This window comes from Coleofasciculus sp. F4-SAH-05, assembly GCF_040222985.1.
Taxonomy (GTDB): domain Bacteria; phylum Cyanobacteriota; class Cyanobacteriia; order Cyanobacteriales; family Coleofasciculaceae; genus Coleofasciculus; species Coleofasciculus chthonoplastes.
In genome coordinates this window covers 1-23,706 of sequence record NZ_JAVKBY010000204.1, presented here as the reverse complement: position 1 = coordinate 23,706, position 23,706 = coordinate 1, and the positions used below count along the sequence as shown (strand labels likewise).

At 47.0% G+C, this 23,706-nt stretch carries 23 protein-coding genes and 1 pseudogene; 17 read left to right on the top strand and 7 right to left on the bottom strand.

Features of this window, described 5'->3' with window-relative positions; translation table 11 throughout:
* The coding region (locus tag RIG27_RS24395) for a terpene synthase family protein (protein WP_446349495.1) at positions 1-2,356 on the bottom strand (2,356 nt) is incomplete at its 3' end.
* Between the two features lie 677 nt (positions 2,357-3,033).
* On the opposite strand from RIG27_RS24395, the gene RIG27_RS24390 reads away from it, so the two are divergent.
* Complete coding sequence (locus tag RIG27_RS24390; RefSeq protein WP_446349493.1) at positions 3,034-3,819, top strand: pyridoxine 5'-phosphate synthase; 786 nt, start codon at positions 3,034-3,036, stop codon at positions 3,817-3,819.
* A gap of 1,035 nt (positions 3,820-4,854) precedes the next feature.
* Positions 4,855-5,184 carry an MgPME-cyclase complex family protein gene (locus tag RIG27_RS24385; RefSeq protein ID WP_446349491.1) on the top strand — a complete coding sequence of 110 codons (330 nt, stop codon included), beginning with the start codon at positions 4,855-4,857 and terminating at the stop codon, positions 5,182-5,184.
* Between the two features lie 25 nt (positions 5,185-5,209).
* Here the strand turns inward: RIG27_RS24385 and RIG27_RS24380 are convergent, their stop codons facing one another.
* From RIG27_RS24380 to folD, 3 genes are all read right to left on the bottom strand, one after another.
* On the bottom strand, positions 5,210-5,671 hold the full coding sequence (locus RIG27_RS24380; protein WP_446349489.1) for a divergent PAP2 family protein: 462 nt from the start codon (positions 5,669-5,671) through the stop codon (positions 5,210-5,212).
* A 112-nt stretch (positions 5,672-5,783) separates the two neighbouring features.
* A complete protein-coding gene (crtE, locus tag RIG27_RS24375; RefSeq protein ID WP_446349487.1) occupies positions 5,784-6,713 on the bottom strand; it encodes a geranylgeranyl diphosphate synthase CrtE in 930 nt (309 codons plus the stop codon).
* A gap of 59 nt (positions 6,714-6,772) precedes the next feature.
* Positions 6,773-7,648, bottom strand: coding sequence for a bifunctional methylenetetrahydrofolate dehydrogenase/methenyltetrahydrofolate cyclohydrolase FolD (folD, locus tag RIG27_RS24370; protein ID WP_446349485.1), 876 nt, complete (start codon positions 7,646-7,648; stop codon positions 6,773-6,775).
* Positions 7,649-7,838: 190 nt separating this feature from the next.
* Here folD and RIG27_RS24365 point away from each other — a divergent pair, with 190 nt between their 5' ends.
* The 5 genes from RIG27_RS24365 (at position 7,839) to RIG27_RS24345 (ending at position 10,640) form a co-directional block, all read left to right on the top strand.
* A complete protein-coding gene (locus RIG27_RS24365) occupies positions 7,839-8,222 on the top strand; it encodes a hypothetical protein (protein ID WP_446349483.1) in 384 nt (127 codons plus the stop codon).
* A 31-nt stretch (positions 8,223-8,253) separates the two neighbouring features.
* A complete protein-coding gene (locus tag RIG27_RS24360; RefSeq protein ID WP_446349481.1) occupies positions 8,254-8,691 on the top strand; it encodes an NUDIX hydrolase in 438 nt (145 codons plus the stop codon).
* Complete coding sequence (locus tag RIG27_RS24355) at positions 8,688-9,572, top strand: ABC transporter permease (protein WP_446349479.1); 885 nt, start codon at positions 8,688-8,690, stop codon at positions 9,570-9,572. The genes RIG27_RS24360 and RIG27_RS24355 overlap by 4 nt, the downstream gene beginning before the upstream one ends.
* A gap of 99 nt (positions 9,573-9,671) precedes the next feature.
* Complete coding sequence (locus RIG27_RS24350; protein ID WP_446349477.1) at positions 9,672-10,184, top strand: hypothetical protein; 513 nt, start codon at positions 9,672-9,674, stop codon at positions 10,182-10,184.
* Positions 10,185-10,217: 33 nt separating this feature from the next.
* A complete protein-coding gene (locus RIG27_RS24345) occupies positions 10,218-10,640 on the top strand; it encodes a hypothetical protein (protein WP_446349475.1) in 423 nt (140 codons plus the stop codon).
* Positions 10,641-10,676: 36 nt separating this feature from the next.
* Here RIG27_RS24345 and RIG27_RS24340 read toward each other — a convergent pair whose 3' ends face one another.
* The gene (locus RIG27_RS24340) at positions 10,677-10,814 is read right to left on the bottom strand and encodes a hypothetical protein (RefSeq protein WP_446349473.1); all 138 of its coding nucleotides are present in this window, start codon (positions 10,812-10,814) and stop codon (positions 10,677-10,679) included.
* 249 nt (positions 10,815-11,063) lie between these two features.
* On the opposite strand from RIG27_RS24340, the pseudogene RIG27_RS24335 reads away from it, so the two are divergent.
* From RIG27_RS24335 to RIG27_RS24300, 8 genes and pseudogenes are all read left to right on the top strand, one after another.
* Positions 11,064-12,260, top strand: a pseudogene (locus tag RIG27_RS24335) (arylsulfatase); the annotation flags it as partial.
* Between the two features lie 376 nt (positions 12,261-12,636).
* On the top strand, positions 12,637-14,601 hold the full coding sequence (locus RIG27_RS24330; RefSeq protein WP_446349471.1) for a pyridoxal phosphate-dependent decarboxylase family protein: 1,965 nt from the start codon (positions 12,637-12,639) through the stop codon (positions 14,599-14,601).
* A gap of 214 nt (positions 14,602-14,815) precedes the next feature.
* The gene (locus RIG27_RS24325) at positions 14,816-15,055 is read left to right on the top strand and encodes a hypothetical protein (RefSeq protein ID WP_446349469.1); all 240 of its coding nucleotides are present in this window, start codon (positions 14,816-14,818) and stop codon (positions 15,053-15,055) included.
* Complete coding sequence (locus tag RIG27_RS24320; RefSeq protein ID WP_446349467.1) at positions 15,049-17,313, top strand: pyridoxal-dependent decarboxylase; 2,265 nt, start codon at positions 15,049-15,051, stop codon at positions 17,311-17,313. Before RIG27_RS24325 ends, RIG27_RS24320 begins: the two co-directional genes overlap by 7 nt.
* 183 nt (positions 17,314-17,496) lie before the next feature.
* Positions 17,497-17,808 (top strand): hypothetical protein, encoded by a 312-nt coding sequence (locus RIG27_RS24315; protein WP_446349465.1) that lies wholly within the window; start codon positions 17,497-17,499, stop codon positions 17,806-17,808.
* A gap of 6 nt (positions 17,809-17,814) precedes the next feature.
* Positions 17,815-18,228: a sulfatase-like hydrolase/transferase gene (locus tag RIG27_RS24310; protein ID WP_446349463.1), complete on the top strand. Its 414-nt coding sequence runs from the start codon at positions 17,815-17,817 to the stop codon at positions 18,226-18,228.
* A complete protein-coding gene (locus RIG27_RS24305; RefSeq protein ID WP_446349461.1) occupies positions 18,159-18,587 on the top strand; it encodes a hypothetical protein in 429 nt (142 codons plus the stop codon). The genes RIG27_RS24310 and RIG27_RS24305 overlap by 70 nt, the downstream gene beginning before the upstream one ends.
* A gap of 184 nt (positions 18,588-18,771) precedes the next feature.
* Positions 18,772-19,800 carry a formylglycine-generating enzyme family protein gene (locus RIG27_RS24300; protein ID WP_446349459.1) on the top strand — a complete coding sequence of 343 codons (1,029 nt, stop codon included), beginning with the start codon at positions 18,772-18,774 and terminating at the stop codon, positions 19,798-19,800.
* Between the two features lie 245 nt (positions 19,801-20,045).
* On the opposite strand, the gene RIG27_RS24295 is transcribed toward RIG27_RS24300, so the two are convergent.
* On the bottom strand, positions 20,046-20,237 hold the full coding sequence (locus RIG27_RS24295; protein ID WP_446349457.1) for a hypothetical protein: 192 nt from the start codon (positions 20,235-20,237) through the stop codon (positions 20,046-20,048).
* Between the two features lie 511 nt (positions 20,238-20,748).
* Here RIG27_RS24295 and RIG27_RS24290 point away from each other — a divergent pair.
* Together RIG27_RS24290 and RIG27_RS24285 are read left to right on the top strand one after the other, a co-directional pair.
* On the top strand, positions 20,749-21,294 hold the full coding sequence (locus RIG27_RS24290; protein WP_446349455.1) for a hypothetical protein: 546 nt from the start codon (positions 20,749-20,751) through the stop codon (positions 21,292-21,294).
* Between the two features lie 92 nt (positions 21,295-21,386).
* Entirely contained in the window at positions 21,387-22,283 is an 897-nt protein-coding gene (locus tag RIG27_RS24285; RefSeq protein ID WP_446349453.1) for an ROK family protein, read from the top strand.
* A 202-nt stretch (positions 22,284-22,485) separates the two neighbouring features.
* Here RIG27_RS24285 and arsS read toward each other — a convergent pair whose 3' ends face one another.
* A complete protein-coding gene (gene arsS / locus RIG27_RS24280) occupies positions 22,486-23,481 on the bottom strand; it encodes an arsenosugar biosynthesis radical SAM (seleno)protein ArsS (RefSeq protein ID WP_446349451.1) in 996 nt (331 codons plus the stop codon).
* Positions 23,482-23,706 lie beyond the last annotated feature (225 nt).

Below are 23,706 nucleotides of genomic sequence, written 5' to 3'. Positions count from 1 at the left end.
GTAAAGTCTCCGCCACTGGCTCCGCTTCGGTTTCTGGCTGGGGAGTCTCCGCTAAGCTGGCGGCAATCTGCATCGCTGACGTGCCTAACCCTGTGAGCAGACTGGGTAAACTCTCCGCCACTGGCTCCGCTTCGGTTTCTGGCTGGGGAGTCTCCGCTAAGCTGGCGGCAATTTGCATCGCTGACGTGCCTAAGCCTGTGGGAAGACTGGGTAAACTCTCCGCCACTGGCTCCGCTTCGGTTTCTGGCTGGGGAATACCGACCGAACTCAACAACGATGTTATCCGTGCGGCTGAGCAACCTAAGGCGGTAGGCGCATTGAACAAGTTCCTGGGGCTGGGATCGCGTTTAAATTCAGGTTCTTTGTAGTAGCTGCCACCCAAGTGCCATTTGAGCATACCAGACATCATGAACTGTAGTTGTTCAACATACTCAAATAGCTGTTCGCGAGCCCTTGTATCTAGGTCAAAGTCCTCACAGAGCGCTGGGAGTTCGGTGGCGACGATGTGTTCAAACTCACGCACCCGCGCCGTGATCAGGTTATTAACAATCTCAACCGCTTTTGCCACATCACAGTCAAGAAAATGCTGAGTGATCAACACGCTATTGAAAAGTATGCCTTCAGATTCCATTTCTTTCTGATAGGATACGATGTCATTGACTAAACTGGAAACATTGGCACCCGCTTTGTGCATGCTTTGTACCGGTTGACTGTCATAAAGCTCAGGGGGCATTTTCTCGCTTTGGTTCAAGAGCATCAGGAAATCAAAACCAAATGTCTTGATACGTGTCTCTACATAATCGATTGGGTCAGGGATACGATTTTGTGCCTGGTGGTCAAGTTGCCACGCCCAACTTTCAAATATTTTTACGAGTAAACCCCTCATCTCCTCCTTGTCCTCGGCAGACAAACAAGAAGTCATTCTCTGCCATAGATACACTAAACCCCGTTCCGATGGGTTAGTTGGCATCAACATCGGACCAGAGTCGCTAGAGATCAATGCCAATAGTCGAGCCAGGAACACTCTACCCCCTACTATGTCGCGGGTCGCTAAGTAGCGTCCATCAAATACACAATCAAGGTAAAAACCCCAAACCATGCCTTTTGTCGCCAGCTCATAGACAGTTTTGGCAGCCTTCGGATACACTAATGCACAGGTCAACGCTGCATCGATCGCATCAAATCTCTGTTCATCCCAGAAACTGATGCCAGGAATACCAATCATTCCCATTTCGTAAGCCCATTCCTTAGACGTCCGTCGCCCTTCCTCTAGGTGCGGATTCAATCCTGTAGAAAAGGGCATATAAAACTCGGGTAGGGGAATTTCTCCCACCGTCTGGAAAGGAATGTAATTATAGGTTCTCACCCTTAATCCCATCGCCGCCGGCGATAAGCCTATACGCGCCGCTGCCGTACCCAAGCCCTTGGGTCCTGCGAGTGGCGATTCTTTTTTCGATCCGGCGGGAATGTATCTGCCTCCGGGGCGAGTTTCCCACTCCAGATCCCCAGCCATCCAGTCTTGCAGGGCTTTCACATAGCGAAATACCCGGTAACGTGCCTCACTATCCAACCCATACTCATCCAAGAGTGGGGGGAGTTCCACCGTCATGGTATGCTCAAACTGGAATAGTCGTGAAGTCACTAAGTCATTAACGAAGTTAACAGCGTCCTGGATCTCCGTGTTGAAGAAGTGTTCCGCCACCATTACACAGTTATTGCTCCTGCCTTCATCAATATCCTTCTGGTAAGAAATGATGTCGTTGCGTAGAGCTACGCTGTCACAGAAGATGTCTTTTAACACCCGGATAGGTCGCTTGTTGTAAATTTCGGCTGGGATCTCAGCCGCTAGAGAGTGTTCGACCAAATCCGCCGACCAAAACATCCCGCTGACCTGACGACGCAACATGACGTATTCTACTGGATCTATGATCCGCTCTTGGTTTTTGTCCTGGTTGAAAAGTTCTCGCAGGGCGGTATATGATAGTGTCCGGTAATGTTCAACAAACCGTTGTCGCCACTGCTGAGACATCGTCGGTGCACTCCGAAACCACAAATCAATCAGGGCGCGTTCTGTCGGGTTTTTGGGTTCTGGAAGGGGCGTTGATAAATCCGTAGCCATAAAAGACATGACTCGATCGATATAAGACCTAGCCTGTCTGACATCCTGGTTTCCCACCTCAAATGTTTTAGCGAAATAGTCATCGGCAAACCACCCCCAAACATACCAATCGCTGAGTAAGTCCAACTCCAATGCCGGTGCATCTGGGTGAGTGGCGGCAGTAAAGCTAGCAAAATCCATCGCATCAAAGGTTTTTTCATCCCATACGGCATCCTCATCCGATCCCAGGATGCCCATCCGATACGCCCACTCTTTGCAGTGTATGCGTGCCCCCTGTACATTGGGGTTCACACGCGCGGGCCAAGGCATATAAAAATCAGGTAATTCAAAGGTTGGCTGGCTTGATGTCATTGTTCGCTTAAACTTAATTTCAGAAAATTGTCTAGTCTTAGGTCTGGGTGGAAGTCCGATCAATTGGATAGCCATGATAAACTCGGATATAAGATAGTCGTCTTATACCTTGTCTTCACTAATTCACAACAAACCTGCCGAAACTGCCGATTAGCACGGTTTCAATTGGTTCACAGCTAGTTAGGCTGGCTTGACTCAAGTAGGCAGTTTTAAAGTAACACTGATTCTTTAAATAAATGATTATGGCATCGCCCAGTACAATCTTACTAAAGCCCATCTAATGGCTGATAATGACCATAAAAAACCACCTACTTTTTATCTCATTAGCCATAGTATCTCAAATCATTGAGTCTAATTTTTTTGTAATAAAACTTAACAATGTGGGCAACGTGGTTCAGCCGTGGCGTTTTGACGTTAAAACATGGTTAATTTTCTCCAAGCCCATTGCCCTTTTGTGATTAATTGAACAGACCCTGGGGGAACAGGTAAAGGTTTGGTAACTAAACCCCCTTTCAGATACAATCAAGGGTTGTACAGAAAACGGTTTCAGGAGAAAAACGCGAGTGCTAACCCTTGGCGTCAACATTGACCACATTGCCACAATTCGACAGGCGCGGCGCACTGTGGAACCCGATCCTGTGGCGGCGGCGGTGTTAGCCGAATTAGCGGGTGCGGATGGGATTACAGCACACCTGCGGGAAGATCGACGCCATATCCAAGATCGGGATATCCGACTCTTGCGTCAGACGGTGCGAACTCACTTAAATATGGAAATGGCACCAACGGAGGAAATGATCGCGATCGCACTCGATATTAAACCAGACTATATTACCCTAGTTCCAGAACGGCGAGAGGAAGTCACAACGGAGGGAGGATTAGATATTGCCAGTCAAAAATCCCGTCTCGGTGAAGTCGTCGCGCAGTTGCAAGAGGCGGGGATTCCCGTTAGTCTATTTATCGATGCTGATCCTGCCCAGATCGAAGCATCGGCGGCAATTAACGCCAAGTTTATTGAACTGCATACGGGATCTTATGCAGAAGCTAAAGACGAAGCCAGTCGCCAAACGCAACTGGATTTGTTAGCCAAAGGATGCCAAGACGCGATCGCGGCGGGGTTGCGGGTGAATGCCGGTCATGGTTTAACCTATTGGAATGTCTATCCCGTGGCTTGTTTAGAAGGCATGGAAGAACTTAATATTGGTCATAGCATTATCGCACGAGCCTCGCTCGTTGGATTAGAACGAGCCGTGCGGGAAATGAAGCAAGCCATGCTGAGAAAAGGTAAGCAACCCCGGTCTAAAGCTTGCCCGATAAGCGAAGCGAAGGGACACGGAGCTTTAGCCAAATAAGTTAAAGCTGTGCTTACCAGCCTAAGTGCTAAGCGCACTACGTTATCGGCAAGTGTTAAAGACCTACCAGCGGATGCGATAGCCAGTTTGCTGCTCTAGAACCGAAAAGTTAAACAGTTTTAAGGTCACTGAAACAGTGCTTTTTGGACAGTTACCGACCGATAACCTTGGCGAGGCTAACTTTACCCCAGAAATGGGTGAAAACCGGAGGGGCAACCATACCCCTCCACCCCGAAAGGGGTATGCTTCTTAAACCGCTACCGCGTGTTCCTCCCTGGTCTAAAGCTTGCCCGATAAGCGAAGCGAAGGGACACAGGGTTTCCCACAACGAAGGATTTTTATGAGGGGAGTTAAGTCAAAAATCATGTTTTATACATACCCTGGCATGTCTGTCAATTGTCGGGGCGGGTGTAGGGGCGGGTTTAGCCCTAATTGTAGGGGCGGGTTTAGGGAATCAATTCAGCTAGTCACCGTTAAATTAACAACAAAACCCGCCCTGACTAACGTTAAATTAACAACAAAACTCAATTGATCGGGGCGGGTTTAGTTACATCTGGGTCAAAAAGAGAGGATAGCCGTGAAACCCGCCCCTACACAATCAAAACGTTCCCATTCACCTGTTCACCAATCACCCAATTAAAACCATGCAAACCTATTACATCTAGCCCTGACTCAAGTTAAAACCATGCCCAACTAGCGAAGTGAAGGGTCAAAACTAACTCAATTGATCGGGGCGGGTATAGGGGCGGGTTTAGCCATAATTGTAGGGGCGGGTTTAGGGAATCAATTCAGCTAGTCACCGATAAATTAACAACAAAACCCGCCCTGACTAACGTTAAATTAACAACAAAACCCGCCCTGACTAACGTTAAATTAACAACGAAACCCGCCCTCCCCACCAATAAATGAACTAACTCAATTGATCGGGGCGGGTTTAGTCAAATCTAGGTCAAAAAGAGAGGATAGCCGTTAAACCCGCCCCTACACACTCAAAATGTTCCCAATCATCTGTTCACCAATCACCCAATTAAAACCATGCAAACCTATTACTATCTAGTCGCCAGTCAACGCTTCTTACTTGAAGAAGAACCCTTTGAAGAAGTTCTCAGAGAACGCACCAAAGACTACCAGGATAAGGGAAAAGAGATAGACTTTTGGCTAATCAAACAACCCGCCTTTTTAGAAGCTCCAGAAATGGCGCAAGTCAAGCAAGACTGCCCTCAACCTACTGCCGCTATTATTTCAACCAACCCTAAATTTATTACCTGGTTAAAGCTGCGCTTAGAATTCGTCAAAACTGGAGAATTTCAGGCTCCATCGGATACAATTCCTGACCCGATCGCGTCCTTAGCCTCTGTATCATAAACGAGGCTGCCAGTCAACCCCAACCCTAAAAACAATAAGCTGGGGCAGCTAACCAAGAAATGAGTACCCCTAAGATTGAACCCACAATCACTTGAAACGGGGTATGCCCCAGCAATTCTTTCAAGCGATCCTCATTAAACTCCTTGCCTTCTTGAAATAACTCATCAATAATTTGATTGAGGATACGAGCTTGCTTACCTGCGGCTTGTCGAACGCCTGCGGCATCGTACATAACAATGATCGCAAAAATAGTCGCGATCGCAAAATCAGGAGACGCCCATCCCATCGTTTGTCCCACACCCGCAGCCAAGGCGGTAACCAAGGCTGAATGAGCGCTAGGCATTCCGCCAGTCGTCACCAGAGTGCGAAGATTAAATTTCCGATCCTTCGTTAACTCGACCAGTAGCTTCAGGAGTTGAGCCACTAAACAAGCAATCAGCGCAACCAGTAGCACCTGGTTGTTTAGGATGTTGCCAAAATCCTGCATCGTGTTTCAGTTCAAATTGGTTGTTGATCAACGAATGTTTGAGCAGTTACATAAGACCAATGACCAATGACATAAGACCAATGACCAATGACTAATGACTAATGACTAATGACTAATACGTCCGTGCGGTAATGAAATCAGCCAGAGCAATTAAAGGTTGAGAACGCTCACCAAACGGTTTAAGTTGGGCAATAGCCTCTTCAATCAACTCTTGAGCTTTAGCTTTAGAAGCCTCAAGTCCCCAGAGGCTAGGATAGGTTGCTTTCTGCGCTTGCAAATCTTTCCCCGCCGTTTTGCCTAATTCCTCCTGAGTTGCGGTGATGTCCAGGATATCATCAATAATTTGAAACGCTAAGCCAATATTTTGAGCATAGCGAGACAGGCGTTCTATATCCGCATCGGTTGCACCTGCTAAAATTCCACCACAGACAACACAGCTTTCCAGCAACGCTCCGGTTTTATGGGTATGAATGTAATGAAGGGTTTCCGCTTGAATATCAGATTTTCCCTCACATTCCAAGTCAACCACTTGACCCCCAACCAATCCAGCCGCGCTCAACGTCCAACCTAGACGCGCAATCACCCGCAACACCCGCTCGGCGGGAACTGCCTGAGTTTGAGCAGCAACATATTCAAACGAATAGGCTAGCAAACCGTCACCCGCCAGAATCGCCATATCCTCACCGTAGACCTTATGATTGGTGAGTTTACCCCGACGGTAGTCGTCGTTATCCATCGCGGGGAGATCATCATGAATTAACGACATGGTGTGGAGCATTTCCAAAGCGCAAGCGGTTGGCATTGCCATCTCAATTGTGCCACCCATCAGTTCACAGGTTGCCAGACAAAGAATCGGGCGCAACCGTTTCCCCCCCGCTAAGAGGGAATAGCGCATTGCCTCATAAATCTTTTCCGGATAACCTAGGGGTAAAGAACGGTCTAAAGCTGCCTCCACTTGAGCTTTCCGCTCTTTTAGATAGGTCGATAAATCAAAAGCTGGGGATTCCCCATTCGGGGCAGGTCGCCCATCTGTTGCTACCATGCCATTATTCCTTAAATCGTCTGTTCTACTGTCTTAACAATTCTACGAGCCTGGGGGCGTTATGAGTGAGTTCTGGTATAACTGAAAACAGTATTTTGCAATAACATTGTCACCGTCATCGGACCAACGCCACCAGGAACCGGAGTGATAAATTGGCTCATCTCCCGAACGGCATCAAAATCTACATCACCCACCAACCGGGATTTTCCTTGAGTATCAGTGACGCGATTTATACCCACATCAATCACAATGGCATTCGGTTTCACTTGATCCGCCGTAATTAGATTAGGACGTCCGACAGCAGCAATCAAGATATCCGCCTGACGAGTCAGTTCAGCCAAATTTTTCGTGCGCGAATGAGCAATAGTAACAGTAGCATCAGCTTCGAGTAACATGAGTGCGATGGGCTTACCGACCAAAATACTCCGCCCAACCACAACCGCATTTTTCCCTTTCAAATCAATCCGGTACTCCCGCAACAGACGCATCACTCCGGCTGGGGTACAACTTTGCAACCCCCTTTCACCGCGCAGCAGACGCCCTAGATTCAGGGGATGCAATCCATCGACATCTTTATCCGGATCAATTTGATGCAGTAAATAAACCGCATTTAGGTGTGCAGGTACGGGGAGTTGTAACAGAATACCATCGACGTTTGGGTCTTGGTTGAGACGGTCAATGGTTTGCTCGATTTCAGATTGAGAGACATCAGCCGGAAAATGTTGCCCAAAGGAGGCAATCCCAACTTTGGTACAGGCACGTTCTTTATTCCGCACGTAGGCGGCGCTAGCTGGGTGATCACCCACCATTAGTACCGCTAATCCAGGCGGGCGTCGAAATGTTGATTTGAGTCGTTCTACTTCCGCTTTCAGTTGATCTTGAATGCGTTGAGCTAGGGCTTTGCCATCCAGTAACTGAGGGTAAACAGATTTCATAGGCAGGGTGAGATATATCATCAGGACTTTGATTATTTTACGGGCAGTGGTGTCATTCACCAGTATTCATATATCTAAGCTATAACCAGGATGTACATCGTTTAGCGTGGGAACAGTCATGGTAATGTCTGCTCAAAACGACCATCGCTCACGCCTTTGCTCGTCAATTCTAAACTGCCAAAGGTCAACTATGTTTTATCTCCTGCCAATGTGCGCTTTACTATTTGGGGGAGGACTGGTGAGTTGTAGCAATGTCCCTCTGCTGGGTACTCCGAATGGTACGGGTAGCGCTTACACTGTAGATGTTACGGCGATTCGTGAGATCCAATCTGCTCAGACTTCCCAACAAGTGGTTTATCTTCAAGGTCAAGTTATAAGCCAAGCCCCCTTTTTGAACTCCGGGGCTTATCAACTTGAGGACACCACGGGCAAAATTTGGGTTGTGAGTAATCAAGAACTTCCCAAGGTGGGAGATCGGGTTGTAATTCGGGGACAGGTACAATTCCAAAGTATTCCGATTAGTGGGCAAGAAATGGGTGAAGTTTATCTCCAGGAAACAGAAAAGATTGAATGATTTGTATTATGTAATTTGTTAGTGGATAAGAATGAAGAGTCAATCCATTGAAGTCGCGATCGCGATTCTATACCGTTCGGGACGGTTCCTGATGCAGCTTAGGAACGATATCCCTGGTATTCTTTATCCAGGGTGCTGGGGGTTCTTTGGCGGTCATATTGAACCCGGAGAAACGCCAGAGGTGGCGATGCGGCGAGAATTACTCGAAGAGATTTCCTATTCTCCCCCCCAATTTGCCAAGTTTGATTGCTATAGTGATGCCCAGGTTATTCGTCATATATTCCATGCGCCTTTAACGGTGGAATTGGATCAATTGGTACTACAAGAAGGCTGGGATCTGGGTTTATTGACGCCCGAAGACATTAAGGCGGGTCAGGCTTATTCAGAAATAGCGGGTCAGGTGCGTCCTTTGGGGCAACCTCACCAGACTATTTTATTAGATTTTTTGGCAAGGAAACCTTACCAATGACTCTGACGCGACTGCGATTGTCTCATCTGTTCCGTTTTAGCCGATATGCCAGCCTTTCAATGAAACTGATGGCGGTGGGGGTAATTATCACCAAGGTGTTCATCCTCATCGCTATTTTTGCCCCTGTTTTTCAAGCATGGGGATGGCTGCAAGATCCCACTGCATCCCTAATTAACCCAATTCACGAACCTCCCGGTGGTGAACATTGGTTCGGTACGACACGCCAAGGGTATGATGTTTTCTCCCGCACCTTATTTGGTACTCAAGCGGCGTTAAAGGTGGTGATTCTAGCAACCAGCTTGAGTTTAATTATTGGTGTTCCTTTGGGGTTAGTAAGTGGATATCTCGGCGGTAGATTAGATCGGGTGTTGTTGTTTTTGATGGATACGATCTATACCTTGCCGGGATTGCTGCTATCGATTACCCTAGCCTTTGTGGTTGGGCGAGGCGTTTTCAATGCCGCGATCGCACTCAGTATTTCTTATGTTCCCCAATATTATCGCGTTGTCCGTAACCATACCGCCAGCGTCAAAACGGAATTATTTATTGAAGCCGCGCAAGCTATGGGGGCTTCTCCTAGGCGGGTTCTCTCCCGTTACCTATTTCTGAATGTGATTCAAAGTGTCCCGGTTTTATTTACCCTAAATGCCGCCGACGCTATTTTAATTTTAGGTGGACTGGGATTCTTGGGACTAGGATTACCTGAAGAAACGCCAGAATGGGGACATGATTTGCGTCAAGCCTTGGATGCTTTACCGACAGGGATTTGGTGGACAGCATTATTCCCCGGTTTAGCGATGACATCTATGGTGGTTGGTTTATCGTTATTGGGAGAAGGGTTAACGGAGATTATTAATCCCCGTGGGCGAGAGGGGAGATGAGGCATTTCTGCCTTCTTGCACTAGAACAGCAGTCCAGTAATCGGATCATCTAATTGATGATGTTAATATTATCGTTGCATCAATGCAAGTGGATCAATCATGAGTGTGACACAGAGTAGTTTTAGCCCCGTACAAAATCAGTCTGGCACAGGAAGTCAAAGAATTTTATCTCGTCGTTTTACCGATGTAGAGCATTTCAAAGAATTCTATGGCTATCGCCAGCTCGAAATAACACAACTCACTCCGGGTTTCCTGAAAAGTGAGTTTTTGTCCGTCAAGATTGGTAATTTATATTTCATCCGCAATCGTGCTAATCACAGGATTCAATCCTGGGGGGCGAAACAGAAAGACTATCTAACGTTTTCGATCGTCTGGGTGGCCGTTGGAGACAATTTTTACTCCCACAAACGACCCATATCTTCCCCAACCAGTCTGTTTGGTTTTGATCGACAACGAGACGTAGACTTAGTGACGGCTCCAGGGATGATGACAGACGTTTTGATTCCTGTGGAAACCTTTCAATCTTATGCCAACCAATTGCAGCGTCATGATTTTGATGATCGCTTCCTCGTTACTAATCATGTGATTTTATTACCGCATCAGATGAGGTAGATCAAGACTTATCTGGGGAATTTGTTTTGGCTAGTGGAACAGAAAGATTCCTGGTTGGAACACCCCCATGTTCCAGCTTTGATTGCTGATCATTTTGTTCTTTTGCTAATCAAAAATATTCCAATTAATCGCCATTATAAAGCATCTCTCAAACCTTCCCAGCGGGCTAAGTTAATTGCTCAAGCCGAGCAGGAAATGTTGGATCACTTGGAAAAACCCCTAACCTTGAAGCAGTTAGCAAAAGGATTAGGTTCGAGCAGTTCAGCCTTATCCTATGGTTTTCAGGACTTATTTGGCATGAGTCCCATGCGCTATCTTAAGGTGCAACGGCTGAATGCGGTGCGGCGGTGTCTGAAGGCAAGCTCTAGGCGAGCAGGGGTTGTAGAGACTCCTATGCGTGGAACGTCTGGAAGCAGGGGAAGCAATGTTCCTATAGTAACTATAGGGATAGCGTAATAGTTTTGAATAAAGGTGTTTTACCGAGTGTACCCGTTAGAGTAACTCAACCCCAGCTTGGGTCAACTTTCCCGGTGCGATCGCGATCGCAACACGACAAAGCGGCAAGATATGGGTCGGATGAGGAAGGTAAATTGTATCATCTCCGGTCAAACACCCCCAAATACTTAACAAAACGAATATAAGGAATGCTATTATTTGCCATCAAATTTATTTTCTTTTTTGATTTATCGAAAAGTTGGAATTTTTGAATGTTCAGTGAAGCCGGGTTATGAAATAAGTGTGAATAGGGTTTAGGTCAGGAAGAGAGGTTTTTAATATTCTTTTGTTGCTGCTGTTACCTGAACAATGACCTTGAACTCTACTCGTGAAGGAGTTTGTTGATTAATGCAACGAGTCATGAAAATGGGAATCGCGATCGCGATGTCCCTAACGCTTTTACTGTCGGGGTGGCTGCCGTGGTTGCGGATCGCCCCGGCTTTTGCCCAAACCAGTCCTCCTCCTAATATCTTGGTGATTATGGGAGATGATATTGGTTGGACGAATGTGAGTGCCTATGAAAAAGGCATTGTTGGCTATGACACCCCCAACATTGATCGGATTGCCAAAGAGGGCATCCTGTTCACCGACTACTACGCCGAACAAAGCTGTACCGCTGGGCGGGCGGCTTTCATCACCGGGCAAAGTGGTTTGCGGACAGGCTTGCTCAAGGTGGGTTTTCCGGGGGCACCCTTTGGTATCCAGGATGAAGACCCCACCCTGGCAGAAATGCTCAAGCCTCTGGGCTATGCCACAGGGCAGTTTGGCAAAAACCACCTGGGGGATTTGAACAAGTTTCTGCCCACGGTACATGGCTTTGATGAATTCTTTGGCAACCTCTATCACTTAAATGCCGAAGAAGAACCAGAGAATGTGGACTATCCCGGTGGACCCGATGGCAAATTTGCCAATACGATTGGTCCGCGTGGAGTGCTCGACTGCGTTGCTACAGATACCCCCAGCCCCGATCCAGGCGATCGGTTTGGACCCATGGGCAATCAGAGCTGCGCGGATACTGGCTCGCTCAATATTGAGCGGATGAAGACGGTGGATCGGGAATTCCTGACCCGCACCAAGCAGTTCATCGCCAAAGCAGTAACCAAGAAACAGCCTTTCTTTACCTGGTTTAACTCAACCCGGATGCATTTCTATACCCACATCAGTGATGATGTTGAGGGCATCAGCGGTCAGGGCTTCTATGGCGATGGCATGGTGGAACACGATGGCCACGTCGGCGAGTTGCTCGACCTACTGGATAAGCTGGGTGTTGCCAACAATACGATCGTTATCTATACAACAGATAATGGTCCCCATTACAACCAGTGGCCCGATGGTGGACTGACACCATTTCGGGGTGAAAAGAACACCAACTGGGAAGGGGGTTATCGCGTACCGACACTGGTGCGCTGGCCCGGTCATATTCCAGAGGGAGTTGTATCCCACGAGATTTTCTCACACCTAGATTGGGTACCGACGCTAATGGCAGCGGCGGGTGTGGATGACATCAAACAACAGTTGCTGATGCCCTGTGAAGATGAATCCACGAATCTCTGTGGCACCTATTTAGATGGGTTTAATCAGTTACCCCACTGCTCCAATTACTGGTGTTCTAGCTAGCGAGAAAAGTTGGAATTTTTGAATGTTCAGTGCAGCCACGTTCGTTATGAAATCAGTGTAAATAGTTGAGAATTCCAAAAACAATTCATTAATAAAAAAAAGGAACACCATGATACTTTGTAGATTCTGTACCGCAAGCTCGGTTATATCCGAACAAAACTTAACATTTTTTATTGTAAAATATTGCGCTTTTGGCTATCATATTTTATAGAAAACTAGCTCAACCAAAAATTACCAAAGGAGTTGAGTAAAAATTAATCAAACCAGGAAAGATTAAGTAGTATCTTAGCCATTATTTTGTCTAAAATGGCATAGCTGTTAACTTTTTAGGAGTCAAAAAATGCCTTCTCGATTTTCTGCCCATTGGAATAAAGATGGTAGCGTCCAACCGAATGCGCCCCGTTGGGCCGCATTGCGATCTGATATGCGAAGTGCCTTTCCCACCTACTATTCCACAGAGACCGATCCCTTTGCCGATATGGTGGGCGAAGCGATTCGTTATCTCAATCAACTCAAACCCCCCCAACCCACTTCCTCCCCCGGAGAAACCCCAGGCTATCTGGGAGACGATCCCTCTGGACCTCACTATGGCAACGTTACCGAAGCCCGACTAGCAGAAAACATGGCATCAGTGGTAGACGTGCTGCAACAGGCTGCCGATCTGTTTAAGGGAATGCCCAACTGGAATCATCCCCTAGTGATGCCCAATGTGATTCCCCCAGCCAACACAGCGGCGATTATCTCGGCAATGATGACCAATGTTTTCAGCCCCAACATCATTGAAGGGGAATATGCCTGGGATGTAGAGCGGACGGAAATGGAAGCATCGGCAATCCTGGCGGACTTAATTGGTTGGCCCACCGAAGAGGCAGGGGGTTTGTTCACCTTTGGCGGCTCAGGCTGCTATTTCTATGGCATTAAATACGCCATCACCAATTGTTTGGGACCAGACTCCCGCTGTAATGGCGTTCGCACCGATGCCAAAGTGCTAGTGTCTCAACAGGGTCACTATTGTAAACAGAACTCCACCGACTGGACCGGTCTGGGTATGGAGAACTACATTGAGATCGACACCGATGATGTCACCAATGCCATGGACTTCAACCACCTCGAAGAAGTGGTGCGAGAACTCCATGCAGCAGGTACGCCCATCGCCGCGATTGTCTGCACCATGGGGACAACCGATGCCTTCGCTGTCGATCCCATTGACAAAGTACGCGAACTCGTTGATGAACTGTATCCCCTGTCAGAGTATCCCAACGGTGCGGGACGTCCCTTTATCTACGCTGACGCCGTAATTGGTTGGTCTTGGCTTACCTTCAAAGGCTATGACTTCACCGCGAATCCCTTGGGCTTTTCCCAAAAGGTTTTGGCAGATATCCAGAAAAACTATGACGCGATCAGCAAAGTAATACACGCTGATGCCATTGGCTGCGACTTCCACAAAACCGGTTGGTCAACCTACAATTGCAGCGTGGTCATGGTTCGTAGTCTGCATCGCTTCCAAGAACTCCTGAGTCGCCCCGGTTCTGCCTATCTTCAGGCTCGCACCTGCTACAACCCTGGACTCTATACCCTGGAAGTGTCCCGTTCTGGCTCCTACTCAATGGCAGCCTGGGCGACGCTGAAATTCATGGGCTATGAAGGATTCCGCTCGATTCTGGGCGGCATTCTGGAAATACAACACTACCTGCGCGATGAGGTGATTGCTAATGAGCCAACAACAGTCTGTGTCAACACCGCCGATTCCGGCTTCGTTACCTTGTTCCGGGTATATAAAACCGGAGTGAATGCCCAAGCCCAATATGAAAAAGAATTGAATGATCCGGCGGCTAAGGCAGAACTGGAAGCGAATAACAAATTGCAGCAAGACATCGCCGATATGCTCTGGCAATGGCATCGGGATGGTCAGTTGCATGGAGGCAGCTATGCACCTTACATCAGTTATACCAGTGGTTTCCGTCCCACAGACTATGACGATGATACGGTTGAACCCGGTTTTATTTACGCGGTGAAAGCCTATCCGATGAATGTCAATATCACCCCTGAGGTGATGGATGAGCTGATTCGGTTGGTGTTGGTGGCGCGGGATGCCATTGAAGCGGGTACGGTGCCCCAACCCAATGATGATGCGGGGAGTTGTCCCCTGCCTTATTCCGACTTCTCCAACATTACACCTCTGGTGTGTGCTTCCGATGAGGAAGGTGCAGGGGGTGCCACCTCTGATAACCTCCTCTCTGGTATTGGGCGGCAATCGGTCAAAGCCTTGAAGCGGCTGAAGAAACGCCGTCGTGGCAAGAAGTAGAAGTCGTAGCCGTAGGGTGCGTTAGACGGTACTAATCTGTGTTCTCATCCGAGAATTATCAATCCGTCGTAACGCACCATTCTCTGCCCAATGAGAGCAGTTGGGGTGCGTTACGGCTAATTTCGATCTGGAAAGGAAAACCAAATCAGGGAATGCCTAACGCACCCTACCTTCAACACCAAAACTCATTCATGATTATTTACTGGAGTGAACCATGCTCAAACTTCCGATTGATTTAACCCCCGACTATTCCGGTCAAGGATTAAGTCGCTTAAAACAAGCCGTTGGTAAATTGTTAGCCGATCGCACTATCCCTGAACTCTCCGGTAAAAAGCGGATTGTTTCTCAAACCCTCCAAGATTTGCTCGGTGGGGAAAATGAAACTGAGCGCGAAGTTGCCGCCTGGTTTCTGGGTCCACGGGGGGAAAATGTCGATCTATTTTCCGAATGTTAAATCTGTCGGTGGATGAAATATTGAATTTCTCTAACCGCTTGCTCGAAGACTATAACGTTGATCCAGGCGCTTTCAATGCTGCCCTTTCTCCCTATTCCCTGCAAAATATGGGCTTTTTGGACTTTGCTGAGAAGTTTTTAGTGGGAACAGGTGTAAAAGATGCAGTGGTTATCGTTCCGGCGTCTAAACACTATTCCTTACCCAAAGGTGCGGCGATTCTAGGGTTGGGAGCCAGTAATATGCACACTGTACCCCTAGATGCTTATGGTCGCATGGATGTGGTGGAATTAGAAGCTGCCATAGATGAATATATCGCCACGAAGCATCCAATTATTTCTATCGTTTCTGTCTTTGGTACCACCGAAGAGGGCAATGTTGATTCCCTGACAGAGATGGTACGATTGCGCGATCAAAAGTATCGTCCAGCCAATGTAGACTTTGTGCTTCATGCTGACTGTGCCTGGGGTGGCTACTTTGCTTCTCTGTTGTGGGATAACTTAGATGATCCGGAGGATACACCGCTTCCCCCGTTGCCGATGAGTGATTATGTGATTGCCCAATATCAACACCTGAAGCACACCGATACCATAACCGTCGATCCGCACAAAACCGGATATCTCCCCTATCCGGCGGGTGCCTTATGTTATCGCAATATGGCGATGCGGAGTCTGATTGCCTTTGAAGCTCCCTACATCAACTCTGATGGCGCCAGCACTGAAGAGGAGTTAATCCTGGGGACTTATGGGATTGAAGGCTCGAAACCGGGTGCCGCCGCCGCTGGGGTTTATCTCAGTCATGCGGCGATTCGTCCTACACGCCAAGGCTACGGTAAAATACTGGGGCGCACCCTCTACAACTGTAAAGTCTTCCATTGGAAGTTATTGGAATACAGTGAGAAGGAAACCGATTTTGTGGTTGTGCCGACGCCGAAGCTTGAGCTTGAGTCGATACCTTTACTGCAAAAATTGTCTGGTAAAACGCCTCAATCGATTATCAATGAGTCTACGGATGAGGCGTTCGATATGTTGCGTCAAACGGGTTCGGATTTGAATATTCTCACCTATGCCTTTAACTACAAGGTAAACGGGGTTCTGAATCAAAATTTGGATGAAGTTAACGCTTTCAACAAGAAAATCTACGATCGCAGTGGAGTAGAGCCAACATTATTGATCATGAATAATTCTCTCACTTTAAACAAAACTCAAGAATCTACAGCTAAAACTTGCCAAGTTTCCGTTTACGATGAATGGTCGCCTCTAGAAGAAGTCATTGTCGGAGTTGTCGAAAATGCTAGACTTCCTCAAATTGACCCCAGTGTTCGTGGGGTAGATTTTCCCGAATTAGCCGATGACGATATCCCCACTGGGAAATTTAGCGATCGCGTCATCGCAGAAACTCAAGAAGACCTTGCCAATTTAGTGGCTACGCTGCAAGAATTAGATGTCAAGGTTCGTCGCCCGGAAATAACCAACCATTCAAATCATTTTTCTACCCCCAATTGGTCTTCTTCCGGACATTATAACTATTGTCCCCGTGACTTGTTTCTAGCACTAGGCAATCAAATCATCGAAACTCCATCTCCTTCTCGCTCTCGTTACTTTGAAATGGATGCTTATAAAAAAATATTTTTAGAGTATTTCCATTCAGGGAGTCGTTGGATTGCCGCCCCCAAACCGATGCTGATTGATGAATTGTTCACTAATCCCAATAGTAAAAAAAATGGCTTGTTAAATTCAGAAATAGCTTTTGATGCCGCTAATATTCTTCGCTTAGGCAAGGATATTCTTTATCAAGTCAGCGATTCTGGTAACCAGTTAGGAGGACAATGGTTGCAATCCGTTTTGGGAAACGATTACCGAGTCCATCAATGTATAAACGTGTATCTGGGTAAACATATTGATACAACATTTACCGTGGTTCGTCCCGGCTTAGTTGTGATTAATCCAGAACGAGTTAATCAAGATAATTTGCCCACATTGTTTCACGATTGGGATAAAATTTGGTGTCCAGAACCAGTGGATATCGGCTATGAAGGCTCTCCCCTGTCATCAATTTGGATTGCGATGAACTTTCTCATGGTTAATCCAGAGCTAGCCATTGTTGATCAGCGCCAAGTTTCTTTAATCAAAGAACTGGAGAAGCGACGTGTAAATGTGATTGGGTTACAACTGCGCCACGCTCGTACATTAGGGGGTGGATTCCACTGCGTAACCAACGACGTGCGCCGCGCTGGTTCACGCGAAGATTACTTCAACTGATTCTCCTTAAAACCAGAAACAAATATCCGGTTACGAACAAGCAATTCCCAAAAGTGACTGAACTGTTTGATATTGTCAAAGAAGTTTGTCGTCCGAGACGATATCTTGACTAAACTCACGCCGTCGTGTCGCGCGGGAAAAGGTTCCAGGGATTGCATGACTGTTGTTTATGAGATTAAATCAATGATTTTGAACCGTATGTGGAGGATAGTAGTGGCGGTGGCGATCGCGGCTGCCCTCTTCCTCCAAACCGCTGTCTCGCCAGCCATGGCACAGCAAATTCTGCCCCATCCCGACGACCCCTTTTCGGGTAAAATCGGGCTAACCGTTCCCCAGTCTGTACCCGATAAACCGGAACTGAAACTGCCTTCTACCTTTGGTATCGAAAATGCCCCCAATATCCTGGTGGTGATGCTGGATGACGTCGGCTATGGTCAATTCGGTACTTTTGGTAGCCCGATCATTCAAACTCCGACAATGGATCGAGTGGCATAAAATGGCTTGCGCTACACCCAATTCCACACCACCGCCCTCTGTTCACCCACACGAGCCGCCCTACTCACCGGACGAAACCACCATTCCGTCGCCACCGGTGCCTTGAGTAATGGCTCAACTGGATACCCTGGATATAACAGTATTATTCCCCAAAGTGCCGCCACCTTTGCCAAAGTCCTGCAGGCGTATGGTTACAGCACCGCCTGGTTTGGCAAAAACCATAACGTTCCCGAATGGGAAGCCACGGAAGCCGGACCCTTTGAACCTTTGATGACGCTACGGCTGAGACTCATCATACCACCCAATATTTTGAGATGCTGGGCAACCAGGGAATCTACGATCATGGCTGGATGGCTAGTGCGATGCGGGGTGAGCCTTGGCTTGACCAAAACGACGACTCCATCGATGTGCTGCACATGAACTGGGAGCTTTACAACGTTAATGAAGACTTTTCCCAGGCAAAGGATCTAGCGGCTCAAATGCCCGATAAGCTTGACGAAATGATCAAGCTGTTCTATGCCGAAGCGTCTAAATACAACGTGTTTCCCCTGGATGATAGCAAAACGGAACGATTTGATGAGTCCAATCGCCCGACTATTACCCAAGGGCGCACCACCTTTACCTATCCCGATCATTTCCGCACCCGAGAAACCTCAGCCCCTGACTTGAAAGGCAAAAGCCACACCATCACAGCAGATGTCGTCTTTAACACAGGTGATCAAGGGATGCTGCTCACCGTCGGGATTTGCCCAATTATTCTTAATTTTACCCCCCCATGACGAACAAACCAGCCATTAAAAAGCTAATTAATGATTTAAGGGATATTCCCAATCAATAAAAAAATGTTATTTTAGGTTGATTTTTGTTTGACGGTTTGTTGAGCAATACGTATGAATTATAATTGGAGATTTAGTCAATTTCTCCCAAAATGTCAAATGATTACTTTTCCCTAACTTAATACCGATGAAGACTTCCTGGTTTTCCCTTTTACTCCATCGATTTGCCCTAATTTATCTGACTGCATTCCTATTCTTGGGCTTCCCTACCCCTTTAAATGCTGCACCGATCAATTCCGCCCCTTCAGATTCCGCCTGTCCTGAAGGAATGGTCTTTATTCCTGGAGGAACCTTTACCATGGGTTCAGATACTCACTATCCATCCGAACGTTCTGCCACCGATGTCACCGTAGATAGTTTCTGTATCGATCGCCACGAAGTCACCAACGCCGAATTCCGCCAGTTTGTCACAGCTACAGGCTACAAAACTATTGCTGAACGCCCCCTCTCAGAGGAACAATTTCCCGATTTAAGTGAGGATCAGCGACCACCCGGTTCCCTCGTCTTTCAACCACCGGAGGAAGGAATTCAACAGATTGCCTATTTAAGCTGGTGGCATTGGGTAGTGGGTGCCAACTGGCAACATCCTTATGGACCCGATAGTAGTATCCTGGGTAAAGATAACTATCCTGTGGTTCACATTGCCTACGATGATGCCCTAGCTTACGCCAATTGGCTGGGCAAATCTCTGCCCAGCGAAGCCCAATGGGAATATGCCGCACGAGGTGGACTTAAAGAGAAAGACTTTACTTGGGGTAATCAGTATTCTGCTAAAAAAGCTAATACCTGGCAAGGAATGTTTCCCTTCTTTAATACCAAAAAAGATGGTCATCTCGGTACCGCCCCCGTGGAATCCTTTCCCGCCAACGGTTATGGACTTTATGATCTGACCGGAAATGTTTGGGAATTAACCTCAGATTGGTATCAGGTGGGACATTCCGGCAAAGAGCATAGTGTTAACCCAACTGGACCAGAGCCAACCGCCAGTTTTGACCCCAAAAAACCAGAAGAAGGGGCTTTGCACGTCATTAAAGGTGGTTCTTACCTCTGTGCTAAGAATTATTGTAGTCGCTATCGACCCGCCGCACGGGAGTCTCAAGCCCCCGACACTGGCACAACTCACGTTGGGTTTCGTTTAATTACCCAGACAAGGTAAGTAAGCGTAATCGGATCAGTAGGGGTTTGGTTCCCAGACCCATTTCGGGAAGATACAGTCATTCCTAAATAATCCAGCATGATTGGAGTGCGATCGCTTCAACACTCTTTGGCGATCGCACTAGCTACCCGCCGCCGCACAATAGAGTTGAGTCTGCTATCTTTCAACGCGACTTGGTATAAATCAGCCAGAACCGTCTTGTTGCCAAGAAATCACCCTGACGTTGTAATAGGTTTCGCTGGTTTTCAGGGATTGCGCCAACGAGGCTGCGGACCTCTTTTACCTGGCTTAATCAGCGGTTTGCCATTAAATAGAGGTATTAACCACATTTTCCCAGTCTTGTAAGCGCCTTCCACTCTGCCTTGGATCAGCAGGACTCTCAGTCGAGCCGTAGAGATATTTAAAATTTGAGCCGCTTCTGTTGTACCGACGATCATATCAACTCTAAGGATAGCGTAATAGTTTTGATTTATATTATGTCCGGACGATTGCCCATAATTGCAATGTTGTCCAAGCGTTTCACACGGCTTTCTTTATTCGCAGTGCTAAACTGGAGCTTGCCTTGCGGCGGCGAAGTCGAAGTTACAGCACTTTCTAACACCGTGTAGTACAGCAATCATCAGATAGCTTTGCTCTACTCTTGTTTAGCTGTATCACATGGAGTCTGAAAACGCTATAACTTTTAAAACTTGGTCGATAAAGACTGTGGGAAACCCAAGCTGCTTGCGTTTGAAACGCAAGAGCCCTGAATTGACAGGGTCTGCCAGGAGATAACACAGCACTCTTTGAGGCTTTCCCTTGTGTGCCTAGGAACCCGTTTATCGGGATATATAAGCCCAAAGGTCTATAGAATCTTCCTTCTTCTCGAAGAAAGAGTGTCAATCTCGTCGAATAATGAAGACATCGCTTTTCCTGTTCCAAGCTGGGAATTCTACCAGCTTTCTTTGTATGAAATCGATTCAACCCCAGTTTATAGGTTTTGCTGCCATTGGCGGGTTACTACTCATCCCTGTTGCTAGTGCAGGGTTTTGGTGGACAAGTTCTGTCGCCCAACTGCCTCAACCGGAAAATGTATCTCAAGATAGTCCATCCCTCTCTCCGATTCATCCCGATGAACCCGTTGAAGATACCCTCAACGAACGCTTTTCTCTCTCCAACTCCCTAGAACGAATTCAACAAATTAAGCACGCCCTATCCAGCTTCCAACAGTTAACCGAAACCAGCCAACCCATTTTAGGCGATCGCAAAATTGCCGAAATTGGTCATACCGACTGGGAAACGCAGCATCTGGGCTTTCCCAACTGGGTGGGTTCTGTAGAAGGCACGCTGAAAAAACAAGCGTATCAGATCGCTAAACTCGAATTTGAACTTGCCCAAGAACAATACCAAGATGGCGAAATCTCCCAAGCTGTTTTAGACCAGAAAGAAGCTAGTTACCGCCGCGCCGAACAAGACTTCCAAGCCTTTTGGAATTCCTCTACTCCTGCCGATTAAAACTGCCGATTAATATGATTTAAAATGTAGCTCAGTCTCTGTTCCTTATTTTCTAGCCTAGCCAATGACAAATGACAAATGACAAATGACAAATGACAAATGATGTAATTGGTATTGACTTAGGCGGAACCGCGATTAAGCTGGGACTCTTCCAGAAAAACGGCACTTGCACCCAATCCTTAACCGTGGCGACGCCCCAACCCTCAACTCCCAAAGCAGTGGTTGAAGTGATGGCTGACGCGATCGCACAACTTGATACCAACCATAGGGTGATTGCCATTGGCGTGGGAACTCCCGGACCTGCGGATGCAACTGGACGGATTGTTAGAGTGGCGATTAATCTCAATAATTGGCATGATATTCCCTTAGCTGATTGGTTAGAAGCTAAAACAGGTTGTCCGACGATTATCGCCAATGATGCCAATTGCGCGGGTTTAGGCGAAGCTTGGTTAGGTGCAGGATGTCAGTTTCGCCATCTGATTATGCTGACGTTGGGTACTGGCGTCGGCGGCGCAATTATTCTAGATGGAAAACTCTTTGTCGGTTATCAGGGCGCAGCCGGGGAGTTAGGGTTAATCACCTTAAATCCAGAAGGTCCCCCTTGTAATAGTGGCAATCAAGGGTCTCTGGAACAATATCTGTCCATTGGGGCAATTCGCCGCCGTACCGGAAAAGAACCGGCTGAACTGGGGATTTTGGCAAACCAAGGCAATCCAAAGGCGTTAGCATTCTGGAACCATTACGGACTGGATTTAGGCGCAGGATTAGCGAGTTTGATTTATGTTCTTACTCCAGAGGCGATTATTATTGGCGGTGGAGTTAGTGCAAGTGCCAAATTTTTCTTCCCGGCGGCGTGGGCAGAAATTGAACGTCGAGTGTTACCAAGTTCTCGTACAGGTTTACAGTTACTTCCCGCTACGCTAGGTAATCAGGCGGGAATGGTTGGGGCTGCCAAATTAGCACTGCAAATGAGAAATGATGAATTATGAGTTGTCATTTGTCATTTGTCATTTGTCATTTGTCATTTGTCATTTTAAAGTAAACTTGATTATAAGCTGTTCGGCATTTAAAACTTAATGCCAATAATGGTGAAATCCTTGTAGTGCGAGCCAGAAAGCTCGCTACTAATACCCAATTTAAATGCATGACAACTTATTCCCAACACAACAGTAATTTTCATACCCGCTGCACTCAAGTCAAAGCACCACCGCAACTCGAACCACACCCAGCCGTGCAACCGTAACAATAGGAAGCCGTGCGAATTTCGTCAATCATATCTAAGCGTCCTGCTGCTAATAGCTTACTAACCGTTAACGTTTCCCCAGAGCGAGACTTGGCGGGTATTTCTTCCATCTGATTAAAATCGCAGTCGTAAACATTTCCCAGATAATCAATCGAGAGTTCGTTACGGCACATCAAATGCTCCACCGTAGTTGGATTAAAATTATCTGCCAAAAAATTCAGGTAAGGGGTATATAGCTTAGTTCGTTGCAGATAAAACTTGGTTCTGCCAATGGGCAAATTTGTAATCGTGAACAACTGGTTAAACTCAATATCAAAATTCTGCTTAAGGAACCGTTTGTAATCCTGTTCCAACTTCACCTGATTCGGCGTTAAGGAAAAATATTCACTCACAGGTAACGCCGGGTTATAAACCAAATCCAGGATTAACTGCGGATTTTTTCCATACCCCAATTGATTTAACCGTTGAATTGCCCGAATCGAATCATTGTAAACTCCATTCCCCCGCATTTTATCTACATTATCCTCTAAATAGCAGGGAAGCGAGGCAACAACTCGCACCTGATGCTGGGCAAAGTATTCCGGCAAATCCTGGTATCCCGGTTCAAAGAAAATCGTCAAATTTGACCGCACAATTACCTCCTTTCCCGTTGCCAGCGCTGCTTCAATTAAGGGTTTAAACCCATGATTTATTTCCGGCGCACCCCCAGTTATATCAACGGTTTTAAGTTGCGGAAAACGATGAATCAGTTCGATAAGTTGGTCACAGATTTCTGGGGTCAGTTCCTCCGTGCGTTTGGGTCCCGCTTCCACATGACAATGAGTACAGGCGAGATTACAGCGTTTCCCCAGATTAATTTGCAGAACCGTAATTTGATTTTTGGTTAAATGTGTCCTCAGTTTTTGACTAAACGGGGTTACGGCAAATGTGCCTGTCTGTGTCATGGGTTGCTTTCCTGTAAAACTGTCTTGACGTCAGCATCTAACTAGCCAAATCCATCTCGGCTAGCTGAGTCTATAATAAATCATTTAGCTTATCCGGCGATAGGTTCCCCACGCTCTAATCTTCGATTGAGCGTGGGATGAATCGCCAGTTTATTATTGACAACTTGCTTGTTGTCAGCTAATATTAATTCTCTGGCGATAAGCAAGAAGTGGGCTCTTGCGTAT